This is a genomic window from Pantoea anthophila, from assembly GCF_006494375.1.
In the GTDB taxonomy this organism is placed as follows: Bacteria; Pseudomonadota; Gammaproteobacteria; order Enterobacterales; family Enterobacteriaceae; genus Pantoea; species Pantoea anthophila.
The window spans coordinates 285,857-307,005 of record NZ_VHIZ01000037.1 but is presented as its reverse complement, the minus strand read 5'-3'; the positions used below and the strand labels follow the sequence as shown (position 1 = coordinate 307,005).

The 21,149-nt window shown below is 55.0% G+C and carries 21 protein-coding genes; 11 read left to right on the top strand and 10 right to left on the bottom strand.

The genetic code is table 11. From position 1 onward, the window contains the following. Position 1: 1 nt before the first annotated feature. The 3 genes from FJW00_RS08595 to FJW00_RS08585 all read left to right on the top strand — a co-directional run bounded on the left by FJW00_RS08595 (position 2) and on the right by FJW00_RS08585 (position 3,838). Positions 2 to 1,195 (top strand): glycoside hydrolase family 53 protein, encoded by a 1,194-nt coding sequence (locus tag FJW00_RS08595; protein WP_140923572.1) that lies wholly within the window; start codon positions 2 to 4, stop codon positions 1,193 to 1,195. 41 nt (positions 1,196 to 1,236) lie between these two features. Then, complete coding sequence (locus FJW00_RS08590) at positions 1,237 to 3,297, top strand: beta-galactosidase (RefSeq protein WP_058957227.1); 2,061 nt, start codon at positions 1,237 to 1,239, stop codon at positions 3,295 to 3,297. 226 nt (positions 3,298 to 3,523) lie between these two features. Continuing rightward, positions 3,524 to 3,838: a PTS sugar transporter subunit IIB gene (locus FJW00_RS08585; RefSeq protein ID WP_046102864.1), complete on the top strand. Its 315-nt coding sequence runs from the start codon at positions 3,524 to 3,526 to the stop codon at positions 3,836 to 3,838. 105 nt (positions 3,839 to 3,943) lie between these two features. On the opposite strand, the gene FJW00_RS08580 is transcribed toward FJW00_RS08585, so the two are convergent. Beyond that, positions 3,944 to 5,206 carry a maltoporin gene (locus FJW00_RS08580; RefSeq protein ID WP_046102865.1) on the bottom strand — a complete coding sequence of 421 codons (1,263 nt, stop codon included), beginning with the start codon at positions 5,204 to 5,206 and terminating at the stop codon, positions 3,944 to 3,946. Between the two features lie 265 nt (positions 5,207 to 5,471). On the opposite strand from FJW00_RS08580, the gene FJW00_RS08575 reads away from it, so the two are divergent. Beyond that, positions 5,472 to 6,542 (top strand): LacI family DNA-binding transcriptional regulator, encoded by a 1,071-nt coding sequence (locus FJW00_RS08575; RefSeq protein WP_140923570.1) that lies wholly within the window; start codon positions 5,472 to 5,474, stop codon positions 6,540 to 6,542. Between the two features lie 124 nt (positions 6,543 to 6,666). On the opposite strand, the gene FJW00_RS08570 is transcribed toward FJW00_RS08575, so the two are convergent. Then, positions 6,667 to 7,440 carry a COG4705 family protein gene (locus FJW00_RS08570; RefSeq protein ID WP_140029265.1) on the bottom strand — a complete coding sequence of 258 codons (774 nt, stop codon included), beginning with the start codon at positions 7,438 to 7,440 and terminating at the stop codon, positions 6,667 to 6,669. 393 nt (positions 7,441 to 7,833) lie between these two features. On the opposite strand from FJW00_RS08570, the gene FJW00_RS08565 reads away from it, so the two are divergent. Next, complete coding sequence (locus FJW00_RS08565; RefSeq protein WP_009092713.1) at positions 7,834 to 9,081, top strand: sensor domain-containing diguanylate cyclase; 1,248 nt, start codon at positions 7,834 to 7,836, stop codon at positions 9,079 to 9,081. 71 nt (positions 9,082 to 9,152) lie between these two features. Here FJW00_RS08565 and FJW00_RS08560 read toward each other — a convergent pair whose 3' ends face one another. After that, positions 9,153 to 9,533, bottom strand: a complete 381-nt coding sequence (locus FJW00_RS08560; protein ID WP_140029264.1) for a winged helix-turn-helix transcriptional regulator — start codon at positions 9,531 to 9,533, stop codon at positions 9,153 to 9,155. Positions 9,534 to 9,631: 98 nt separating this feature from the next. Here FJW00_RS08560 and FJW00_RS08555 point away from each other — a divergent pair, with 98 nt between their 5' ends. Further along, entirely contained in the window at positions 9,632 to 10,360 is a 729-nt protein-coding gene (locus FJW00_RS08555) for an SDR family NAD(P)-dependent oxidoreductase (protein ID WP_140923567.1), read from the top strand. A gap of 77 nt (positions 10,361 to 10,437) precedes the next feature. Here FJW00_RS08555 and bla read toward each other — a convergent pair whose 3' ends face one another. Next, complete coding sequence (gene bla, locus FJW00_RS08550) at positions 10,438 to 11,334, bottom strand: class A beta-lactamase (protein WP_140923565.1); 897 nt, start codon at positions 11,332 to 11,334, stop codon at positions 10,438 to 10,440. A gap of 160 nt (positions 11,335 to 11,494) precedes the next feature. On the opposite strand from bla, the gene FJW00_RS08545 reads away from it, so the two are divergent. Continuing rightward, complete coding sequence (locus FJW00_RS08545; protein WP_111207188.1) at positions 11,495 to 12,364, top strand: LysR substrate-binding domain-containing protein; 870 nt, start codon at positions 11,495 to 11,497, stop codon at positions 12,362 to 12,364. A gap of 72 nt (positions 12,365 to 12,436) precedes the next feature. Here the strand turns inward: FJW00_RS08545 and FJW00_RS08540 are convergent, their stop codons facing one another. Beyond that, positions 12,437 to 12,922: a glutathione peroxidase gene (locus tag FJW00_RS08540; RefSeq protein ID WP_140923563.1), complete on the bottom strand. Its 486-nt coding sequence runs from the start codon at positions 12,920 to 12,922 to the stop codon at positions 12,437 to 12,439. 184 nt (positions 12,923 to 13,106) lie between these two features. Then, positions 13,107 to 13,907 (bottom strand): SDR family oxidoreductase, encoded by an 801-nt coding sequence (locus FJW00_RS08535; protein WP_140923561.1) that lies wholly within the window; start codon positions 13,905 to 13,907, stop codon positions 13,107 to 13,109. A 355-nt stretch (positions 13,908 to 14,262) separates the two neighbouring features. Between FJW00_RS08535 and FJW00_RS08530 the strand changes: the two genes are divergently transcribed. After that, positions 14,263 to 14,727 carry a GNAT family N-acetyltransferase gene (locus FJW00_RS08530; RefSeq protein WP_181405371.1) on the top strand — a complete coding sequence of 155 codons (465 nt, stop codon included), beginning with the start codon at positions 14,263 to 14,265 and terminating at the stop codon, positions 14,725 to 14,727. A gap of 64 nt (positions 14,728 to 14,791) precedes the next feature. Here FJW00_RS08530 and FJW00_RS08525 read toward each other — a convergent pair whose 3' ends face one another. Then, positions 14,792 to 15,262: a DUF1203 domain-containing protein gene (locus FJW00_RS08525; RefSeq protein ID WP_140923718.1), complete on the bottom strand. Its 471-nt coding sequence runs from the start codon at positions 15,260 to 15,262 to the stop codon at positions 14,792 to 14,794. Between the two features lie 138 nt (positions 15,263 to 15,400). Continuing rightward, positions 15,401 to 15,883, bottom strand: coding sequence for a DUF2938 domain-containing protein (locus FJW00_RS08520; protein WP_140923557.1), 483 nt, complete (start codon positions 15,881 to 15,883; stop codon positions 15,401 to 15,403). A gap of 73 nt (positions 15,884 to 15,956) precedes the next feature. Here FJW00_RS08520 and FJW00_RS08515 point away from each other — a divergent pair, with 73 nt between their 5' ends. Beyond that, entirely contained in the window at positions 15,957 to 16,355 is a 399-nt protein-coding gene (locus FJW00_RS08515) for a MerR family transcriptional regulator (RefSeq protein WP_140923716.1), read from the top strand. Between the two features lie 338 nt (positions 16,356 to 16,693). Beyond that, positions 16,694 to 18,034 carry an MFS transporter gene (locus FJW00_RS08510; protein ID WP_033736842.1) on the top strand — a complete coding sequence of 447 codons (1,341 nt, stop codon included), beginning with the start codon at positions 16,694 to 16,696 and terminating at the stop codon, positions 18,032 to 18,034. Positions 18,035 to 18,585: 551 nt separating this feature from the next. Here the strand turns inward: FJW00_RS08510 and FJW00_RS08505 are convergent. Next, the gene (locus tag FJW00_RS08505) at positions 18,586 to 19,536 is read right to left on the bottom strand and encodes a hydroxyacid dehydrogenase (RefSeq protein ID WP_140923555.1); all 951 of its coding nucleotides are present in this window, start codon (positions 19,534 to 19,536) and stop codon (positions 18,586 to 18,588) included. Beyond that, entirely contained in the window at positions 19,536 to 20,228 is a 693-nt protein-coding gene (locus FJW00_RS08500; protein WP_046102875.1) for an RraA family protein, read from the bottom strand. Before FJW00_RS08500 ends, FJW00_RS08505 begins: the two co-directional genes overlap by 1 nt. Positions 20,229 to 20,400: 172 nt before the next feature. Between FJW00_RS08500 and FJW00_RS08495 the strand changes: the two genes are divergently transcribed. Next, on the top strand, positions 20,401 to 21,111 hold the full coding sequence (locus FJW00_RS08495) for an IclR family transcriptional regulator (protein WP_009093107.1): 711 nt from the start codon (positions 20,401 to 20,403) through the stop codon (positions 21,109 to 21,111). Positions 21,112 to 21,149 lie beyond the last annotated feature (38 nt).

Sequence of the window (21,149 nt, the reverse complement as noted above, 5' to 3'; positions counted from 1 at the left end):
CATGTCACCAAAACGATTATTTCTCGCCCTGGCGCTGGCCTGGGCGACGCCGCTGCTCGCCGCCGGACAGCCAGACATCGCCTCTGCCGGACCGTGGCCTGCCGATTTTATCAGAGGGGCGGACATCTCTTCGCTGGCAGAACTGGAGAAGCAGGGCGCGAAATTCTATAACGCTGCGAATCAACAGCAGGATGCTATCGCCATTCTGAAAGCCAGCGGTATCAACACTATCCGGCTGCGGTTGTGGGTCGATCCTAACGACGACAACGGTCACACCTATGGCGGTGGCGGTAACGATCTGCCGACCACGCTGGCGCTGGCGAAGCGTGTCAAAGCGGCAGGTCTGAAGCTGTTACTCGACATACATTACAGCGACTTCTGGACCGACCCCGGCAAGCAGTTCAAGCCTAAAGCCTGGCAGTCGCTGACCTTTCCCCAGCTGGAAGTAAAGGTGCATGACTACACGCGCGACACCCTCGCCCGCTTCAAAGCAGAAGGCGTGATGCCGGATATTGTGCAGATTGGCAATGAGCTTAATGGCGGCATGCTCTGGCCGGAAGGCAAAAGCTGGGGCCAGAACGGCGGTGAGTTTGGTCGGCTGGCGGGCCTGCTCAAGGCAGGCATCAGCGGGCTGCGTGAAAACCTCAGCGATCCGCATCAGGTGAAGATCATGCTGCATCTGGCTGAGGGCACCAAAAACGATATGTTCCGCTGGTGGTTCGACGAAATTGTTAAGCGCGATGTGCCGTTCGATGTGATCGGACTGTCGATGTACACCTACTGGAACGGCCCCATCAGTGCACTGAAAGCAAACATGGATGACATCTCCCGGCGCTACGACAAAGACGTGATGGTGGTGGAAGCCGCCTATGGCTACACGCTGGAAAACTGCGATAGCGCTGAGAACAGTTTCCAGGCCAGAGAGGCGCAGGCAGGCGGTTATCCGGGCACGGTCGCAGGGCAGGCGGCTTATCTGCATGACCTGATCACAGCGGTACTGGCGGTGCCGGATCATCGCGGTAAGGGCGTGGTGTACTGGGAACCGGCGTGGATCCCCGCGCCGGGTAATACCTGGGCCACGCCCGCAGGCATGAAATATATCCACGACGAATGGAAACAGGGTAACGCCCGCGAGAACCAGGCGCTGTTTGACTGTCACGGCAAGGCCCTGCCTTCGCTACAGGTTTTCAATTAACTATCAGCGTTGACGCTGATCTCTTCCTCTGAGGAACAGGTATGAATAAATTTCCCCCGCTCAGCGCCCGGGTTAACCGGCTGCTGCATGGTGCTGACTACAATCCGGAGCAGTGGATGCACCAGCCGGGCATTATTGATGACGATGTCGCGATGATGAAGCAGGCGAACTGTAACGTCATGTCGGTGGGTATCTTCAGCTGGGCTAAGCTGGAGCCGGAAGAGGGACGCTATGAATTTGGCTGGCTGGATGAAGTGATCGATTCGCTCTGGCTGGAGGGAATATCTGTGTTTCTTGCCACGCCCAGCGGAGCGCGCCCGGCCTGGATGTCGCAGGCTTATCCGGAGGTACTGCGTGTGGGGCGCGATCGCATACCCGCCCTGCATGGCGGCCGTCATAACCACTGTATGACCTCACCGGTGTATCGTCAGAAGGTGCAGGCGATAAACAGCAGACTGGCGGCGCGCTATGCGCATCATCCTGCGGTGATCGGCTGGCATGTCTCTAACGAGTATGGCGGGGAGTGTCACTGCGACCGCTGTCAGCAGGCCTTTCGCGGCTGGCTGCAGCGCCGCTATGAGACGCTGGATAATCTGAATCTCGCCTGGTGGAGTGATTTCTGGAGTCATACCTACAGTGACTGGTCACAGATTGTGTCGCCAGCGCCGCAGGGTGAAATGTCGATCCACGGTCTGAATCTGGACTGGCGTCGGTTTATGACCGATCAGGTGACGGACTTCTGTCGTGAGGAGATTAAACCGCTCAGACAGGCGAATCCTGACCTGCCCGCGACCACCAATTTCATGGAGTATTTCTACGACTACGATTACTGGAAGCTGGCATCAGCACTCGATTTTATCTCCTGGGATAGCTATCCGATGTGGCACAACGTCAGGGATGAGACCACGCTTGCCTGTTATACCGCGATGTACCACGACTTGATGCGCACCCTGAAACAGGGCAAGCCCTTTGTATTAATGGAGTCGACGCCAGGCGCAACGAACTGGCAGCCGACCAGTAAGCTGAAGAAGCCGGGGATGCATATTCTCTCTTCCCTGCAGGCAGTGGCGCATGGTGCGGACGCGGTGCAGTATTTCCAGTGGCGCAAGAGTCGGGGTTCAGTTGAGAAGTTTCATGGTGCGGTGGTCGATCATGTCGGTCATCTTGATACCCGCACCGGGCGTGAAGTCAGAGAGCTGGGCCGGATGCTGGCAGCGATGACGCCGGTCATGGGCAGTCGGGTTGAAGCGCGCGTCGCGATCATTTTTGACTGGGAGAGTCGCTGGGCGATGGATAATGCGCAGGGACCACGCAATCTGGGCCTGCATTATGAGCGCACGGTGAACGAACACTATCGTGCCTTCTGGGAGCAGGGAGTGGCGGTGGATGTGATTAATGGTGATAGCGAGCTCAGCGGCTACGATCTGGTAATTGCGCCGATGCTCTATATGCTGCGTGATGGTTTTGCAGCACGGGCCAGGCAGCATGTGGAGCGCGGCGGCCATTTTGTCGCCAGTTACTGGAGCGGCATCGTGAATGAGAGCGATCTCTGTTACCTCGGAGGATTCCCGGGTCCGCTGCGGCCATTACTCGGCATCTGGTCAGAAGAGATCGATAGTCTGACGGATGAGGAGTTCAACGGCGTGCGCGGGATACGTGGCAATGAGCTGGGGCTGAGCGGACCTTATCAGGCGCGCGAGCTTTGCGAGCATATTCATCTGGAAGGGGCGACGGCGCTGGCCAGTTACGAGAGTGATTTTTATGCCGGAACGCCAGCGGTGACCGTAAATCGGGTAGGTCAGGGTAAAGCGTGGTATATCGCGTCGCGTAATGATCTGTCGTTCCATCGGGATTTTTACGGTGCACTGATTAAGCAGCTGGAATTACCGCGCGCACTGCCGATTGAGCTGCCACCTGGGGTGGTCGTTCAGCGGCGTACCGATGGTGAACAGGCGTTTCTGTTTGTGCAGAACTTTACTGGCCAGACGCAGCAGGTGTTATTGCCTGCCGGGCTGAGCGATTTGATTGATGGCACACCCATGACAGGATCGCTGATGCTGGCAGCGTGGGGATGCCGTGTGTTGAGCCGACCGCTGGAATAGGGAGAGCACAGGCTCAGGGGGCCTATGCCCCCCATCACTTTAAGAGATGGCATTCTCTGCAGGAAGAGCGGGGTTTTTGCTGTTGATGCAGGGCTGGTTTTTTAGAGGCCGAGGACAGAAAAAGGCTATCTTCTGCGGGCAGTCACGGCATGGCCCGCTCGTTTTCGTGTATCAGTCGTGAGTGGCGGGCAGCAGCCCGCCTTTTTATCCTCTGAAGGAGAACAACATGGTAAGTCTGAAATCGTTTAAGCAATATTTCAGCCGGCAGCCGATTACGGCACAGGAGGTTGAAATAGACAACGCGCTACTCGAGCGGCTTGTCGAGTGCTTTGGCGGGCGTGACAATATTCAGCAGGTGGACGCCTGTATAACCCGGCTGCGGGTGAAGGTGACCTCACTGAAGGCGGTGGATACGGCCGGATTACAGAAGGCAGGGGCAATTGGTGTGGTCATTCTGGGACAGGAAGTCCATGCGATTTTTGGCAGGCAGTCCGACCCGTTGCGTCAGTTGCTGGAAGAGCGTTTCTTTCAGCCGGAATGAGGCACTGGTCTGAATCCGGAACAAAAAAATGGATAACCGTCGCCGGTTATCCATAAAGCCCCTGCATAAGAGCTTAACAATGACTCCAGGGAGGCGATGGCGCGGTTACCACCAGGCTTCGACCTGTACGCCGAAGTTCCAGGTGTTATTACTGGTGTTGTCTTTAAAGCTGTGTCCATCTTCTGAGTCATTCAGATAAGAGGCAAACAGGCGCAGTTCCGGACGAGACATAAATTCGGGACCGGCTGCCAGACCCAGTGCCAGCGTATATTTCTGTCCTGCTGCTTTGTAGTCGCTGCCCACTTTGTTTTCATCTTTCTGCCAGAAGCTACCCACTTCGCCGATGCCGCGGACATATTGCGTAAACTGATACTGACCGCGACCCACCAGCGACAGCAGGGTACTTTTACTCGTCTGGGCGGTGATATCGTCTGCTGATCCCCAGGTAAAGACCTGGTTCAGGGAAAATTTGTCGGTGACCGGCAGCAGACCGGTATTGATCACGCGGTAGCCGCTGGCGTTGCGGGTATCGTTATACATGTCATACCAGCCGCCGCCCTGCGAAATCATGTTCTGCGCCAGACCTTTATTGGCGTACTGGAACACCAGTTTCTGGTAGCCGCCCCACATGTCCTGGCTGATTTCACTGGTGAGCATGACGCCATTATCCGCGTCATAAAGACCCCCATATTCCTTCTGTTTGTTGGTGGTGTTTGGCATGGCGTAATCAATACCAAACTCGGTCCAGGCTCCACTCCAGGGTTTCCAGCCGGCATAGCGCAGATCCAGGTAGTTAATGTTGACGTCGTTGTCGCCATCGACGCGGTAATCCACATCATTGGCATCGCCGCGAATCCAGGCAAAAGAGACAGCACCCGGACCCAGCGTGTAGTTTTCGATACCGGCACCTGAACCAGAGATATTCCAGTACTTTGTATCAATAATGTGCAGGTCATGACGCTGATAGTAGCGTTTACCGCCCCAGATCACGGCATCTTTGTCACCCGGCACCAGTCCTTTGATCTGCAGATTAAGCTGGCGCAGGCCAAACTGAGCATCGTCACCGAAGGTGGTTTCGTTATCATTTGAGCCGTCGGAGAACATACTGACCATGGTGTCGACATAAAAACTGACATCATCCTTCTTGTAAACCTCACTGCCCAGTTCGACCTCGCCGTAAGTATCCGCTTCGTTGCCGAGACGGCCGACTTTGTTCTTTTGATACTCTTCAATACCGCCATCCTGCGATACGCCCACCCCACCACGGAGATAGCCATGGAAATCAATGTTGTCGATAGCGGCATAGAGCGTCGGGGAAGTCAGGGCCGCAGCAAGCGCCACGGCAGCAGTACGTAACCTTGTTTCCATGTTATCCTCAGTTTTATTTGTAATACGTTCACATGACAGCGGCAGTAAACGCTTTTTGTCAGATGAGTGACAAATAAAATCGCGATAATGTGTGAGTTACTGCAAATAAAGCGGCGCTATTTGTAACGATTAGTGAATCAGATCACCAAATCTCAATATGTGAAGGTATTACTTTTACTTTTTATTCATGCAATGTGACAGCGGTGGGCTGGCTGACACCACGGCTGTGATACCATTCCGCCATTGGTCATCAGGGATGCGAATTATGAAATCAAAAAATGCCACCTTAGAGGATGTCGCCCGCCACGCTGGCGTCTCGTATCAGACGGTTTCGCGGGTTTTGAATAAGTCGGCAAACGTTTCGGAATCAACGCGGAGCAAGGTGGAACACGCTATTGAAACGCTGCGCTATGTACCTAACAGGCTGGCACAGCAACTGGTGGGTAAGCAGAGCACCACGCTGGGTCTGGTGACCACCTCGCTGGCGTTGCATGCCCCCTCGCAGGTGGCCGCTGCGGTTAAACGTTATGCTAATGCTGCTGAATACCAGGTGCTAATCGCCATGATTGATGAGAACGTCAATCAAAGCCTCCAGGATTGCATCAATGAGCTGAAGTCTCAGCGGGTGGACAAGGTGATCATCAACGTCCCGCTGGAGAGCCACGATGCTGAGCAAATCGTGCAGGAGAATGACGATATCCTTTGTCTGTTTCTGGATGTCGATCCTTACAGCGCGGTGTTTAACGTTTCGTTTAACCCGGCTGACGGCACCCGTGCCAGCGTTAAATATCTCTATGAGCAGGGCCATCGCGAGTTCGCCCTGCTGGCCGGACCCGAGCAGTCGGTTTCAGCAAATCTGCGTCTGAAAAGCTGGCTGGATACGCTGGAGAGTTACCGTCTGAAGCCCGTCAGCATCAGCCACGGTAACTGGGACGCACAGAGTGGTTACAACGGTGTACTGCAGCTGCTGCGGGAAGCGCCCGGATTCAGCGCACTGCTGGTGGGCAACGATCAGATGGCGCTGGGTGTGCTGAGCGCGCTGCATCAGCGCGGCGTGGCGGTGCCGGGCCAGATCTCTGTGATTGGTTATGACGACACCTATGAAAGTGCGTTTTTTCATCCGGCGCTGACTACGGTGTCGCTGGACCTCGATTTGCAGGGCAAAGAGGCGGTTGCAAGGCTGTTGCTGGCCAGCGAACAGGATGAGCAGCGTTCTTCCTCGATTCTGCCGGCTAAACTGGTGGTGCGCAGTTCGACCGGTATGGCCGGACAGCAGCAGCGGGATTTAAAGCAGATAGCAGAACAACTGCGCCTCATCGCCAGCCGGCTTGAGTAGCCAGCCGGCATATTCTGTAGCCAGAGCAGGTACACCTGTTAACGGCAAATCCAGAAAAGCCGCCGGTGCAGGCGGCTCTGCCAGGGACTGAAGCAGGCGTGTGCCCGTTTTCCCGTTCGCGCGGTTAATGCGCGGTGGCGGTTTTCGCGGCCGGGCGCTGGGGCAGCAGCACCAGCAGCGCGATGATGATCAGGCCCAGCGTCAGCGAGGCACCGTAGCGACTCAGCGCGAGCCCGCCCGAGGCAAGCGGTTTATCCAGAAAATCGCCCACCACTGCACCCAGAGGCCGCGTGAGTATAAAGGCCGCCCAGAACAGCGCCGTGCGCGAAAGCGAGGTAAAGCGACTCGCCGCCCAGATAAGCGCCAGCGCACCCGCAAACAGCAGAATACCGCCATCGTAACCCAGCCCTTCACTGTCTGCCGCCCAGTCACCTAATGCCGTGCCCAGCGTCTGGGAAAACATGATGGTCACCCAGTAGAAGGTTTCAGTGACGCCATTGTTCACTGAACTGACCGCCACCGTGCCGCAGGTTATTTTCCAGAGAAACAGAGAGAGGGTCAGCAGCGTGATCAGCAGCAGAGTGCCACCCGGATAGCCAATATTCAGGGAGCGGTCGGCAAAATCTGCCAGCGTGGTGCCCACCGTGGTGGTCGCCACCACGGTAAACCAGTAAATCCATTTATTGAAACCGGGACGGTTAATCTGCACCACCACCGCGACCAGAAAGATAATGGCGAAAATCAGCGTTCCGGTCAGATATCCCAGATTCATTGACATGGTTACCGCATCGCCGCCGGTTTCACCCAGGGTTGTCGCCGCGATTTTGGTTAACCAGAATGCCGCGGTTACGGCAGGCACTTTACTCAGAGAAAGCGATGCTGTGTTGTTATTTTGCATAGGGTCACGCTCCGGAAAAAGCCCAATATGAGCTAACAGAGCAGGGATGTTATAAGAGTATTCTTAAGGAAAGATGAAGCGCCGGAAAGTGGGGCAGTTAACGCGACAGGGCTAAAGATTCCGGCCTGATGAGCCGATAAACAGGAGCTGATACCTCAGAGACTGCACCCTGTCATAAACGTTCTGCGCACATCCCTGTAAGGATCGCGGCCTCAGAAACAACGGCCAGCCAGGTCCGGGCGCCCGCCATGCGCGATGGCCGGTTTCGCCACAGGCTCACCCAGTGACTGTCGCCTCCTGCCGCGTCAGACGGACATTTACGGTTATAATCAGGTCTGTAGCGACGAGTATTGAGCTTGTTTAGTATCGTCAGCAACATCGGAGTCGGCCGCCATGAACTTAATGATTAAACCCTCTTTCACTGCCGTCTGGTCTACAGACGCGCAGGGTATCTGCGTTGCCAGTCAGGAAACACCGGCTGGCCTGATGCCTGCTCTGAAGGGGGTGACGCTGAGTTCCTGGCTGGAACTGGCGCAGGCTGACGATGATGCAAAGATCGCGCTGCAGCTGACCGCGGCGCTGGAATATCTGACCCCTTTCTACTTTGAAGTGCCTATCCACTGTCTGGACGGTGAAACACGCCGCGTCGTGGTTTCCGGCCTGCCGGACAGTCTGCCTGGCACCTCCCACCAGAAGTACAACGGCTTCATCCTGGATGTGACTGCGCAGCGTAAAGCGCTGGAGGATGCGGTGCGCACGGCGGCGGAATATCGCCTGCTGATCGAGAACAGTACCGATCTGATTGCCCATTGTGATGCGAATGGCAGATACGTCTCGATCTCGCCCTCCTACAGCGAAATGATAGGCTGGAGACCTGAAGAGGTGGTTGGTCAGTTGGTGGTCGATTTCCTGCATCCTGACGATCGCGAATCTGCCTCGGCAGCGCTGGCACATATCTTCAGCGGCGGAATGCTGCCGGATGTGGTTGAAGTACGTAAACGGCATCGTGACGGCCACTACCTCACGCTGGGCACTAAAGCCTGTGGCGTCAGCAATCCCTCTTCAGGCAAAAATATCGGTGCCGTGCTGGTTTCGCGTGACATCACGCGTGACAAGGAAAGGATGCGCAATCTCGAAGAGCTGGCGACCCGCGACCCGCTGACCGGGCTGCCTAATCGCGCCTGGATTAACGAGCAGATTGGCCGAATGCTGGCGGAGACAGAGGACCCGGCTTTCACCACGGTGATGTTTATCGATCTCAATGGATTCAAGGCAGTGAATGATCTTATGGGCCATGCGACAGGGGATGCCTTACTGCAGCAGGTCGGTGAACGGCTGCAGCGCTGCATGCGCCCGGGCGACTCGGTGGCCCGGATGGGCGGCGATGAGTTTATTGTGGCCGCAAAGTGCAGTCATCGCGGGGTGGCATCGGCCATCGCCCTGCGCATTATTGACAGCCTGGAGGCCCCCTTCGTCATCGATAACATGGACGTGCGCATCGGTGCAGCGATTGGCATCAGCCTGGCCCGCTTCGGAACGGCAACGGCGAAAATGCTGTTCGAGCGCGCCGACAAAGCGATGTATCAGGCTAAAGCCCGCCGCGATGGCTCCTATCAGTTTTTTGAGCAGGCAGCCCTGTGATCACTGGCTGTACAAATCCTGTCGGCCGCTGCGCTTAGCGCCATCTCACTCCTGTCTCCCGCACCCGAAGATCACGTCTGCTGTCCCGGCTCACGCTCATCATACTCCTCCTGAGCCTGCTGCATGGTTTCGCCATGTTGCTTCGCCCAGTTGACCAGCGCGACAAACGGGTCCTGCAGGGTTCTGCCCAGAGGCGTGATCGCATACTCCACTGCGACAGGTGAGGAGGCGATCACGTGCCGGCTTATGAGTCCGTTTCGCTCCAGACGGCGTAATGCCTCAGTCAGTGATTTGTGGGTAATGGGATCGAGCCTGCGCTTAATGGCATTAAATCGCGACGGCTGTGAGCACAACACGGTCAGGATTAACACCGACCATTTGTTGGCAACCTGTTCCAGGATCGGGCGGGTACTGTTGATCTCTGCCAGCAGAGCGGTGATATCGGTGGCCATGCGGTTTCCTCAAGGATATCTGGTGTACATCAGGTGCGTAATTGACACTAAATATACGAAATGTATCATCCATCGTTCAACCTCTTTACGGAGTGGCAATGATGAAACTGAGTGGAAAAGTGGTTCTGGTGACCGGTGGCAGCAGTGGTATCGGTCTTGCCATCGCTCGCCGTTTTGTGCAGGAAGGCGCACGGGTTTTTATTACCGCCCGACGCGAAGCTCAGCTGGCAGAGGCGGTTACGCTAACCGGCGGTCAGGCTGAAGCGATAGCGGGTGACCTGACGGATGCCAGCGATCTCGTACGTTTGTTCGGGACGATTCAGGCCAGAGCCGGTCGCCTCGATATCCTGGTTAATGCTTCAGGTGTGGCTGTACCGGCAAACCTGGATGAGACCTCAGCAGAGCATATTGACCTTATTTTTGGCCTGAACGTGCGTGCCATGGTGCTGACGGTACAGCATGCTGTCAGGCTCATGGAGGAGGGAGGGGCCATTCTGCTGATCGGTTCCATCGCGGGGGGAATCGCCAATCCGGGTTATGGAACCTATTCTGCCAGTAAGGCCGCCGTGCGCGCTTATGCCCGCACCTGGAACAGCGAGCTGGCACCGCGCGGTATCAGGGTCAACACACTCAGTCCGGGCCCGACGGATACGCCGATGTTCGACCAGGCCAGCGATGAGCTAAGGCAGGCACTGAGCGCGCGAATACCGGCAGGGCGGCTGGGCGATCCGGATGAAGTGGCTGCAGCGGCCCTGTTCCTGGTCTCGGACGAAAGCCGTTACATTTGCGGCAGCGAACTGGTGATTGATGGTGGCATGACGGCCTGACGGCCCTGTGCTGAAACCGGTAAACCGGCCGGCCAGGGCCGGTTTTGCTCACAGAACAGCTCTGAACCTGTCCGTCTTTATTGCTGGACAGCGTCCGCAATCACTCTGGCTGCGCTGGCGAGCACATCTTTACGCGCGGCGGCGCTTTTATCGTGCTGCGTAAAGTAGGTGGTCAGGACGATGGGGGCATGATTTTTCGGCCAGATAACAGCGATGTCATTGGTGGTGCCGTAGTCGCCACTGCCGGTTTTATCGGCCACTATCCAGTCTGCCGGAAGGCCCGCTTTAATACTGGCTGCCCCCGTGGTATTGCCCTTCATCCAGGCTGTCAGTGTGGCTTTCTGATCGTCTTTAAGCGCAGAACCTAAAATAAGTTTGTTAAGACTCGCTGCCATCGCTGAAGGGGTAGTGGTATCGCGAGGATCACCCGGAATCGCGGTGTTGAGGCCTGGCTCGTTTCTGTCCAGCCGGAACGTCGTATCACCAAGGGTTCGCGCAAACTGCGTGGCATGCTGCGGGCCGCCCAGATACGCCAGCAGCTTGTTCATCGCCGCGTTATCGCTGTATTGCAGGGCCGCCGCGCTCAGCTCCGCGAGGCTCATTGCCGAACCGATATGCTTCATGGTGACAGGATTGTAATTCACCATATCGCGCTGACTTATATGAATTTTCTTATTAAGTAAAGTATCAGCATTTTTATTTTTTTTTAACCCTTCGCTCTTTTTTAATATCGCAGCAACGGCCATCACCTTACTGGTACTGCACAGTGGAAATCTTTCGTTGCCGCGCCAGGAATATTGCGTGCTATCAGACGTATCAATGACGGCCAGGCCGAGCCGGCCTCCGGATTGACGTTCAAGTTTCTCAAACTGATTGTTCAGGGATTGCTGATCGAAAGCCGCATGTGCTGACGCTGAACATCCTGCTGCGGCGAATAACACTATTCCGGCCAGGCGGTTTTTAAATTTATTCATTATTAAACGTTCCCTATACAAAAGTTAATTAAATCTGAATTGTCACAAGGCCGTGACTGAATATCGTTCCCCTTAATTACGGGCTCCAAAATAAATCAGTTTTCCGGCGAGTCAAAACGGTATAAATTGATGCCAGTCATAACTTTTTCTGGGGGCTATAGTGAAAGGGGATATTCCGCTTAACGCTCTGCGTGCATTTGAAGCCTCTGCCCGCCACCTCAACTTTACCCGGGCAGGCATGGAACTGTTCGTTTCGCAGGCGGCGGTCAGCCAGCAGGTCAGGCTGCTTGAAGAGAGGTTAGGGATCACATTATTCAGAAGGCTTTCGCGTGGTCTTGAAATGACCGATGAGGCGCGACTGCTCTTTTCTGAGATTTCTGATGCCTTTCATCGGATTGAGAAAGCCTATCGTCAGTTTGAAGGGGGAGAAGTCAGGGAGGCGCTCACGCTCTCCTGTGTCGGCACCTTTGCACTGGGCTGGCTTCTGCCGAAAATTGACGATTTCCGGCAACGCCATCCCGCAATCGAACTGAGTATTCAGACCAATAACAATGTGGTGAGCATCGCCGGTGAAGGTGTCGATTTTGCTATAAGATATGGTTCTGGCAACTGGTCGGCATCACATAATCAACTGCTGTTTGACGCTCCGCTGACGCTATTATGCCGGCCAGATACGGCGAAAAGACTTAACCGGCCTGAGGATATTACGGGCGAAAATTTATTGCGCTCTTATCGTCATGAAGAGTGGGAAAACTGGTTTGCTGCGGCGGGCATTCCCCCCTTCAGAATTAACGGGCCTGTTCTGGATTCATCGCGTCTGATTATTGATGCCGTATTGATTACCGGGGGCGTTGCGCTGGCACCGGAAATTATGTTTGAACCCGAAATAAAAGGCGGGCTGCTCGTCAGGCCTTTTGATATTTATTCCGGCAATGACGGATACTGGCTGACCTGGCAAAGAGCCCGGAAAATGACGCCGTCGATGCAAATATTCCGTGAGTGGATTATTCAGACCATTATCAGACAGTAGCGCGCCTGATATCGCTGCGCTTCAGAACAGGGCAGAAGCCTGTCGGCAGGCTTCAATTTTCAGAAGGCGCGCTCATCGCGCTGGCAGCGCAGCGACAATGGCCGACTCCATCTTCTCCGGGGCGGTGATGGGGGCAAATCGCTTTAGCGGTGTGCCGTCGTGTCCAATCAGGAATTTCGTGAAGTTCCACTTGATTCGGCCACCCGGAATGCCGGGTAACGCCTCTTTCAGGTAACGAAACAGCGGGTGTGCCGCGGCCCCGTTGACCTCCACTTTGCCGAACATCGGGAAACTTACGCCGTAGTTGATATGGCATGTCTGTGCGATATCGTCAGCACTGCCGGGCTCCTGCCTGCCGAACTGATTGCAGGGGAAACCCAGTATCACCAGTCCCTGATCGGCGTATTTGCGATAAAGGGTTTCCAGGCCAGCATACTGCGGTGTGAACCCACAGCGGCTGGCGGTGTTGACTACCAGCACCGTCCTGCCTGCGTAGTCTGCCATGGAGGCCGTCTGACCGTTCAGAAGCGGGGCCGTGAATTGATAAAAGGACGTCATGTCGGAAACCTCAGAACAAAATCGTGTAAGGCGTGATTGTCGCATGGCGCGGTGGGCGGATCATCTGCTGAGCGGCAGCCACCGCAGAGACAAACGCCCGAAGAACGCACTGCTTCGGGCGCCGGTCACTGCCAGGGTGGCGGTTAAAACCTGCCGCCCTGATCCTCTGCGCGAGGCAGAGGAATCAGCCGTTGTCGCGGAATCCGGGATAAAGACTCATGCCGCCATCTATAAAGAGCGTCGTGCCATGAACGTAATCGGAAAGATCGCTGGCAAGCCAGACTACCGCATTCGCCACATCTTCAGCCGCACCGATGCGGCCATAGGGGATCAGTTTTAACAATGCTTTGCCCGCCTCACCCTGGGTGGTCTCCTCATTGATGGCGGTCGCGATAGCGCCAGGCGCAACCGAGTTAACGCGGATACGCGCCTCACCCACCTCCTGCGCCAGCGTTTTCATCAGCAGGTCTACGCCGCCTTTGGAGGCGGCATAGTTAACGTGTCCGGCCCAGGGAATGAGCTGATGAACAGAACTCATATGAATAATCTTCCCTGCCGCTCTGCTGATTTCCGGACTGTGTCCCTGATCGCGGAACTGGCGCAGCGCAGCCCGCGCACACAAAAACTGCCCGGTCAGGTTTACATCCAGAACGGTATTCCACTCCTCCAGCGTCATTTCGATAGAGGGGGCATCTTTCTGCAGGCCTGAGTTAGCCACCAGAATGTCCAGTCTGCCAAACTCAGCAAGGGTCTGCGCAAAGAGATTATCGACATCTGCCTCTTTCGACACATCACCTTTCACTGCGATGGCACGACCGCCACCGGCCCGGATTTTTTCTGCCAGCTCTTCGGCAGGCTCGGCCTGACTGTGATAGTTAATGACCACAGCGGCCTCTTCCCTTGCGAGGGCTTCTGCACAGGCATAGCCGAGGCCTGAACTGGCACCGGTCACCAGCGCAACCTGATTTTTGAGAGATAGATTCATGAGGCTTCCTTATTCATTAAAGAGTCAATTTATGTTGTGACCGGCCGTTCTGTTCTGTGCGTCACTCAGCGGGAGCTGCGCCGTAAGAGGCTGGGGCACTCAGCTGTTTTTTGCCGCCAGTCTCTGCGTGAGGCGGAACCGCGACCTCTCGCTGCCACGATTAAAAAGGGCGCAGGGTGATGAATCACTGAATTATAGATGCGAAGTAGAGGCTTAGCCGTGAATGCGCGACGAGCCCTCATCCGGGCATTGTGAGACGGGTCCAGTCTTATTTATCCCGTCCATGAGTGCCAGGGGGATGTCGCTGACCGGGTTTCGTTTTATTCTGACGGTTAAAAGAAAAACGGAGGCTGGCATGATTAGGGTAGAAAAAGCCGATCCCTGCGCCCCGGAGTCGCAACGGCTGATAAATGCGCTTTCAGCCGAGCTCGCGGCGATAACCGGCGATGATGGCAGGCGACACTTTGCAATGGCTGCTATGGATGAGGCGAGGGCGCTCTGGGTGGTGGCCAGAAATCATCAGGGTGTGGCTGTCGGCTGCGGCGCTATCCGACCGCTTACAGAGACGGTTGCCGAACTGAAGAGAATGTATTCAGACCGCAGTGACGCCGGGATCGGCAGGGCATTACTGACCTTCCTCGAAGAGTCGGCTCCGGGAATGGGATACACGGAAATCTGGCTCGAAACCCGTGCTGTGAACCATAAGGCTGTCCGTTTTTATCAGAACAGCGGATATAACCGCATCGCAAATTATGGGCCCTACATAAACCGGGAAGAGGCGGTGTGCTTTGCTAAGGTACTGAGAGATGAGCGGGAATAACGTTCAATCTATGGCGGCTATGCTGATGAAGATTTCAGGATAGCGCCACGTGAGCGTTGGTTCTTCATTCACATCTTTCAGCGCAGCAGGAATAGCATCCGCGTTTTGCATTGTGTATCTGGATATAGCTTACCTGAGGATCGTTAAAAAATTGCGCAATGAGATCTTCAGCCCCTTTTCCCTCCACAATATCCGCCAGTTGTAAAAAATGTTTTTCGTCATAGGCCCGTAATGACAGTGTTCTGTTGCGCATGACTTCGGGTAATTCGTTAAGGTAAATGCCCTGTCGGGTGCACCCCTCCCAGATATAGATCGCATGGGTGCCAAAATAGGGTGAGTCTGCAGGCTGATAAATATGATTGATCAACAAAGCGGTTTCACCGACGGGGATGTCGCACAATGAAATTCTGTCGGGATAACCAGGATAGCACTCTACCGTTTGTCGAATTGCATTATGCTTTTTCAGATAACTTTCGCTCTGTCCATAAAGATGAGTAAACGGCTCTGCTTTCAGGCCTGAAATCCTGTAGTTCATCCTGTCCTCTCTGGTTGTCATCATTACACCCTCAGTCATGACTTTAACGAAAACTTTCAGGAGCCACTCGCCGTTTTCGGTCAGGAGAATGCAGTTACATCAAATGCAGCGCGTTTCAGGCAGAGCCTCCATCCGACGCTAATAAATAAGCAAGGTTGTGATTGAGAGTCCGCATCCATACGCTATATGCGTAAGAAGGCTAAGCAGTCGGGCTCGCCAGGGTCGGGGCGTCCGCGATGCCGCGAAGCCAAAACCCAGCGCGGGCTGAAGCACGATAAAGGGAGCGAATAGCGTCAACAGACCAGTCAGCAGAGCCGTCCTGAATGAGGGATCATGAAACCAGGTCGATCCATCCAGAATAAGCGGTATAAAAGCAAAAAGTATTCCTGTCAGATAATGAAATAACCAGCCAGTGACACGTTCTCCCTGCACCGGAGCTGTTGAGATGATCGTGTTATGCCGGAACTTTCCTTTTGGTATCCACAGAATCCAGCGGCCTGCCAGCGCATAATTTAAAGGGGCAATTTTAATAATGTACTTCTGGAAGAGTGACCAGAGATCCATAACAACCGTTGCGCCGACACCGCTGATAAGGGTCTGAAAAAAAGTCATGCTGTCCATATTTGGTATCCTTGCTGTCTGGAATGATAAGCTGGTTGGCAGTGTGCAACTTAAAGTCAGGTTTAAGTCAACGATGGAAGAACTGGATATACGGGATGTCGCAGACCTTTCAGGTGTGCCACCTTCAGCCTTACGTTTTTATGAGAAGAAAGGGCTAATCAGGGCTGTGGGTCGCAACGGTCTCAGAAGGCAGTACCACAGCAATGTTCTGGTTAAACTGGAGCTGATTGCGCTGGGAAAGGCTGCCGGATTTACTCTTGATGAAATAGCCACGATGCTGAATGAGCAAGGCTGTATAGCTATCGACCGGGAGCTTCTTCTTCTTCGAGCCAGAGAAATTGATAGCACCCTTCGCCAGTTAAAGCGGCTAAGTCGGGGGCTTAAGCATGTTGCCCGCTGTCAGGAACAGGAACATATGCAATGTGAAACGTTCCGGGATATCGTGCAAAGAGGGCTCAGACTCCTCCGCTAGTCGCTTCTGAACTGCACCACACCTCTGTCAGACAGGGATTCGGGGTAATCTTCGACAATTATCCCTGGATGACGCCCTTTGTTCTCATTACTCTCTCCCGTCGCACCAGCCCCGCAAAAAATCTGTCCGGTCTTTATCCTGGTAACGACTTGCTCGTCACATAAACCAGATGTGCTGAATACTTTTTTGTGACAAATAACACAACCTGATTACATCTTCCGGCGGAGACGCTTTTTTATCGTGATAATGGTTTTACTGAGTACATTAATGTTTTACAGAGTACAACAATGCGTTTTGCGTATCACGCGCAAAACGATGACAAAAATGTGAGGATCATCATGTCTGAAAAACAGCACATCACGACTTTCTCTGCCGATATCGAGCAGCAGACCGTAAAAAAGGTGGTCTGGCGCATTTTGCCATTTCTGATTGTCTGTTATCTGATTGCCATTATTGACCGCGGCAACATAGGCATGGCTTCATTGCAGATGAACGAAGATCTGGGGTTGTCGAAAGCGGTGTTTGGCCTGGCGAGCAGCCTGTTTTTCGTCGGCTACTTCCTGTTTGAAGTCCCCAGCAACCTTGCGATGCAGAAGATTGGTGCAAAGATCTGGATCTCGCGCATCATGGTCTCCTGGGGCATCATCTCGGTCTGTACGGCCTTCGTCGAAAGCGCCAATACGCTCTATGTTCTGCGCTTCTTACTGGGTGCCGCTGAGGCAGGATTTTTCCCGGGCGTCATTCTTTATCTGACCTACTGGATCCCTGGCAAATACCGTGCACGCGTCATCGCGACCTTCATGGTGGCTATCCCTGCCGCGAACTTTATCGGCTCACCTATCTCAGGTCTGATTCTGTCACTCGATGGCTGGCTGGGCATGCGCGGCTGGCACTGGCTGTTCATCCTGGAAGGCATTCCGGCCGTGGTGCTGGGTGTGGCCGCTTTCTTCATGCTGAGCAACCGCCCCTCTGATGCCAGCTGGCTGAATCAGGAGCAGAAAGCCTGGCTGAATACCACGCTGGAAGCGGAAAACGCGAAGAAAAAAGCGATTGGTCATATCTCCCTGTGGAAGCTGCTGCGCCATAAACATATCTGGGTAATGGCGCTGATTTATGCAGGTGCCTCGGCGGCAGGTTCAACGCTGAGCGTCTGGTCTCCGCAGTTGCTGAAATCTTTCGGTCTGGACAACTTCACGACCGGTTTAGTAAATGCGATCCCTTACGGTCTGGCTTCTGTTCTGATGATTGTCTGGGGCAGAAGCTCTGACCGCAGCGGCGAACGTCGCTGGCACACCGCGCTGACGCTGTTTTTAATCGCAGGCGGTCTGCTCTCTGCATTCCTGACCAACACGCTGACCGGCAGCGTCGTGATTCTGTCGCTGGTGCTGATTGGTGCTTACTCAATGAAAGGTCCTTTCTGGGCGCTGGCTTCGGGCTGGATGTCATCCACGACGGCTGCGGCGGGTCTTGCTGCTATCGGGGCGATGGCTAACCTGATTGGCGGAGGATTGATGGTTAACGTTTACGGCATCATCAATCAGGCCACCGGCAGTCACACCCTGGCAATGCTGCCACTGGCTGTGCTGTGCAGCGTCGGCGGCATCGCCGTGCTGGTTATGGGACGCACCAAAAAATTAAACATTGAAGTTGAGAATACCGCTTCACCCGTCAGTAAATAACGTTGTCAGCCCGGTGACGCTGCTCGCCGCGTCTCCGGGCTTCTCCCTTCACTCATCCTCCTGCTGCCTCTTTTTCCTGATCGATCTCTTTGTGTGCAACACCCCCTCGCTTACTCAACAGCCATGTTAACTCGCCCATCTTTTCACTGAGCCACGCCTGGCGCTCCTGTAAGCCTGTGGCGGGTTGTCATCCCCTTTGAATGCCATCTGACGAAAGCGGGCCGTATGCAGGAACTCATTCTCGGCTGGAGGAAGAGTGGTGTAAGGAGCGGTTGTTCAGCCAGAAGGGAGGTGCTGACAATGACTCTGACCCTGCAGGGACAGGTGACGCTATCTGCGGGTGTTTAAAGCTGGAGTGGCGTGATGTGGCATCTGAATGCTGAGCGCGTCTGTCAGTGTATGGCAGGCCACAGAGAGGGCAGAGAGGAAGTTTCATAGGCCAGGGCGGTAAAGCGGCAAGGGCATAGCCTGAAAGCCAGGCAAAAGAGAGAACGCATAAAAAAACCGGCTAAACGGCCCAGGCGCCTGTTTAGCCGGTCAGAAAAAGCCGATCAGGAAACCGGACTTTCGTCTTTCACCGGTTCTGCCAGCACGTTCAGCACGTTTGTGGCTGCCACGGTGCCCATCTTCACGTAGGAGTTATCACTGACGCCACCAATGTGTGGCGACAGAACCACGTTGTCGACATTCTGCCAGATATGCGGGGCGGTCAGCGGTTCTGTGGCAAAGCTGTCCAGCGCCGCCGAGGCGATCGTGCCGTCATTCAGTGCCGCGATCAGGGCTTCATCATCGATCAGCCCCCCGCGAGCCGTATTCACCAGAATGGCGCCTTTTTTACACAACGCCAGCGACTCTGCGTTGATCATCTTTTGGGTCTGTTCTGTCAGCGGGCAGTGCAATGAAATCACATCTGACTGCCGCAGCAGATCGTCCAGCGAAGAGGAGACACACTCATCCGGGAAAGTGCGCGCATAGGGATCATAGGCCAGAACGTTCATGCCAAAAGCGCGGCCGATACGGGCCACGCGACCCCCTATCGCCCCCAGACCCACCAGCCCGAGGGTTCTGCCCTCCAGCTCCACGGATTTGTGGGTCGATTTATCCCAGTGTCCCTGACGCATGCGTTGATCAAGGGGGATTACCGATTTAGCGCAGGCCAGGATCAGCGCCCAGGCGTGCTCTGACACGGCAGCCGCGTTGGCACCCGGGGCCGACTGAACACTGATATGACGCTCAGCGGCGGCTTTCTGATCGATGACATCGATGCCACTGCCGTGTTTGGAGATAACGCGCAGAGCGGGGGCGGCGTCCATGATGCGGGCGTTAATCTTGCCATAGCGGACGATGATCCCCACCGGGTTGTGCTGCTGGCAGAGCTGAACCAGAGTCTCTTCGCCCGGTTGTTTGCCTGCATACACAATCGTGAAATCGTCGAGCAGGCTCACTGCCTGCGGTGCCAGATCGCTGGCGGTGACCAGAATGACAGGAGAAGAGGTCGTCATTACAGCACCTCCCCGTCAACCAGCATGCCAGCCGTAAGCAGCGCTTTCTCTAACCAGGGCGCGCGGAGATCGCCATCGCGAATGGCGGCGATGCGGCTGGTTTCGAAATCCAGTTTTTTCTGCGCCAGTTCGATCAGGGCCGGAACGGCTTCACGAGGCAGCACAACCACGCCATCGATATCGCCAATCACCAGATCGCCCGGCTGAATCGCTGCGCCTGCTACTGAAACAGGGAAGTTAACCCGTCCCGCAACCGATTTGGTCGGGCCGCACGGGTTCAGGCCCGCGGCAAATACCGGGAAGCCATTGGTGCTCAGTGCATCGGCATCACGAACCGCGCCATCGATAATAATCCCGGCAATGCCAGAGGCCTGCGCCTGAGTAGACATAATTTCGCCGATTAATGCGCAGCTGATGTCGCCTTTGCCATCAACCACAATCACATCGCCCGGCTGGGCAATAGCCAGTGCGGCGTGGATAGCGAGGTTGTCACCCGGTCTGACTTCAACGGTGATAGCGGGACCGGCAACTTTCATGGTGTGGGAAAGCGGTTTTACGCGTCCGTGCAGCGTTCCGCGTCGCCCGGCAACATCTGCCAGTATCGCGGCCTGAAACTGAGCAGCCTGTTTTACGAGCTCTGGCGCGATACGGGTAATGTCGCGATTGATGAAGGTATTATCTGCATGTGGCATAGATCATCCTCTTTCGTTTTACCAGGTACAACTTTGTTGTACAATATAAAACTACTATATCTATGTTAATTTGGATCACACCAGTGTTAAGCATTCATTTGTGATGTAAATACGATGTGAATCACAAATTACAGGGTAAACTGCCTGCCGTCGCAAACAGGAGAACCTGCTAATGGGGAATGAAGGCGTAATTGCCGTAGAAAAAGCGCTGGCGCTACTGGATTGTTTCAGGCCTGGCGAAGAGTCACTCACGCTGACCGCGCTGGCCCAGCTTTCCGGGTATCACAAAACGACGGTTTATCGCCTGATGAACTCACTGGAACGCATGAATTACGTCATCCGGCGCGACAACGGGGTTTATACCCTGGGACCGAGACTGCTCTATCTGGGCAAGCTCTATGAACAATCCTTTCATCTTGCCACTATCGTCCAGCCTGAGCTACATGCCCTGGCGACGGCCACGGGTGAAAGCGCCACCTGGTATGTCATCGAGAAGGATCAGCGACTCTGTCTGTTCCGCGCGGAACCGTCAGAAGGCTTGCGGGAAACGCGTCTGCCCGGAACGTTTCTGCCGCTGGACAATTCAGCCATCGGAAAGGTGCTTCGCTGCTGGGGACGCAGAGAACCGCTGTTTGAGACTCAGCCGGAACTTCCGTTGTTTACCTCTGGTATCCGCGATCCGCATATCGCCTCATTATCACTTCCGGTGTTTGGTGAGGGCGACAATATGCTCGCGGCCCTGGCCCTGACCGGACCCGCCTCACGCCTGACAGAGGCGAAGCGCGACGGCGGTCTGGGTAAACTGATGAAAGAGGCGGCGCACAGGCTTTCCCTGAAATCGGGTGCGCGAAAAGCATTCTGCGATGATTTTTATAAGATTTAGCGCAGCGCACCAGCGGTAAGGTTACCGCTGGTGAGATA

Bases quoted from the DNA above. Each gene is read 5' to 3' on its own strand.
- FJW00_RS08595 (WP_140923572.1), top strand. From the start codon at position 2: ATGTCACCAAAACGATTATTTCTCGCCCTGGCGCTGGCCTGGGCGACG.
- FJW00_RS08590 (WP_058957227.1), top strand. From the start codon at position 1,237: ATGAATAAATTTCCCCCGCTCAGCGCCCGGGTTAACCGGCTGCTGCAT.
- FJW00_RS08585 (WP_046102864.1), top strand. From the start codon at position 3,524: ATGGTAAGTCTGAAATCGTTTAAGCAATATTTCAGCCGGCAGCCGATT.
- FJW00_RS08580 (WP_046102865.1), bottom strand. From the start codon at position 5,206: ATGGAAACAAGGTTACGTACTGCTGCCGTGGCGCTTGCTGCGGCCCTG.
- FJW00_RS08575 (WP_140923570.1), top strand. From the start codon at position 5,472: ATGAAATCAAAAAATGCCACCTTAGAGGATGTCGCCCGCCACGCTGGC.
- FJW00_RS08570 (WP_140029265.1), bottom strand. From the start codon at position 7,440: ATGCAAAATAACAACACAGCATCGCTTTCTCTGAGTAAAGTGCCTGCC.
- FJW00_RS08565 (WP_009092713.1), top strand. From the start codon at position 7,834: ATGAACTTAATGATTAAACCCTCTTTCACTGCCGTCTGGTCTACAGAC.
- FJW00_RS08560 (WP_140029264.1), bottom strand. From the start codon at position 9,533: ATGGCCACCGATATCACCGCTCTGCTGGCAGAGATCAACAGTACCCGC.
- FJW00_RS08555 (WP_140923567.1), top strand. From the start codon at position 9,632: ATGATGAAACTGAGTGGAAAAGTGGTTCTGGTGACCGGTGGCAGCAGT.
- bla (WP_140923565.1), bottom strand. From the start codon at position 11,334: ATGAATAAATTTAAAAACCGCCTGGCCGGAATAGTGTTATTCGCCGCA.
- FJW00_RS08540 (WP_140923563.1), bottom strand. From the start codon at position 12,922: ATGACGTCCTTTTATCAATTCACGGCCCCGCTTCTGAACGGTCAGACG.
- FJW00_RS08535 (WP_140923561.1), bottom strand. From the start codon at position 13,907: ATGAATCTATCTCTCAAAAATCAGGTTGCGCTGGTGACCGGTGCCAGT.
- FJW00_RS08530 (WP_181405371.1), top strand. From the start codon at position 14,263: ATGATTAGGGTAGAAAAAGCCGATCCCTGCGCCCCGGAGTCGCAACGG.
- FJW00_RS08525 (WP_140923718.1), bottom strand. From the start codon at position 15,262: ATGAACTACAGGATTTCAGGCCTGAAAGCAGAGCCGTTTACTCATCTT.
- FJW00_RS08520 (WP_140923557.1), bottom strand. From the start codon at position 15,883: ATGGACAGCATGACTTTTTTTCAGACCCTTATCAGCGGTGTCGGCGCA.
- FJW00_RS08515 (WP_140923716.1), top strand. From the start codon at position 15,957: ATGGAAGAACTGGATATACGGGATGTCGCAGACCTTTCAGGTGTGCCA.
- FJW00_RS08510 (WP_033736842.1), top strand. From the start codon at position 16,694: ATGTCTGAAAAACAGCACATCACGACTTTCTCTGCCGATATCGAGCAG.
- FJW00_RS08505 (WP_140923555.1), bottom strand. From the start codon at position 19,536: ATGACGACCTCTTCTCCTGTCATTCTGGTCACCGCCAGCGATCTGGCA.
- FJW00_RS08500 (WP_046102875.1), bottom strand. From the start codon at position 20,228: ATGCCACATGCAGATAATACCTTCATCAATCGCGACATTACCCGTATC.
- FJW00_RS08495 (WP_009093107.1), top strand. From the start codon at position 20,401: ATGGGGAATGAAGGCGTAATTGCCGTAGAAAAAGCGCTGGCGCTACTG.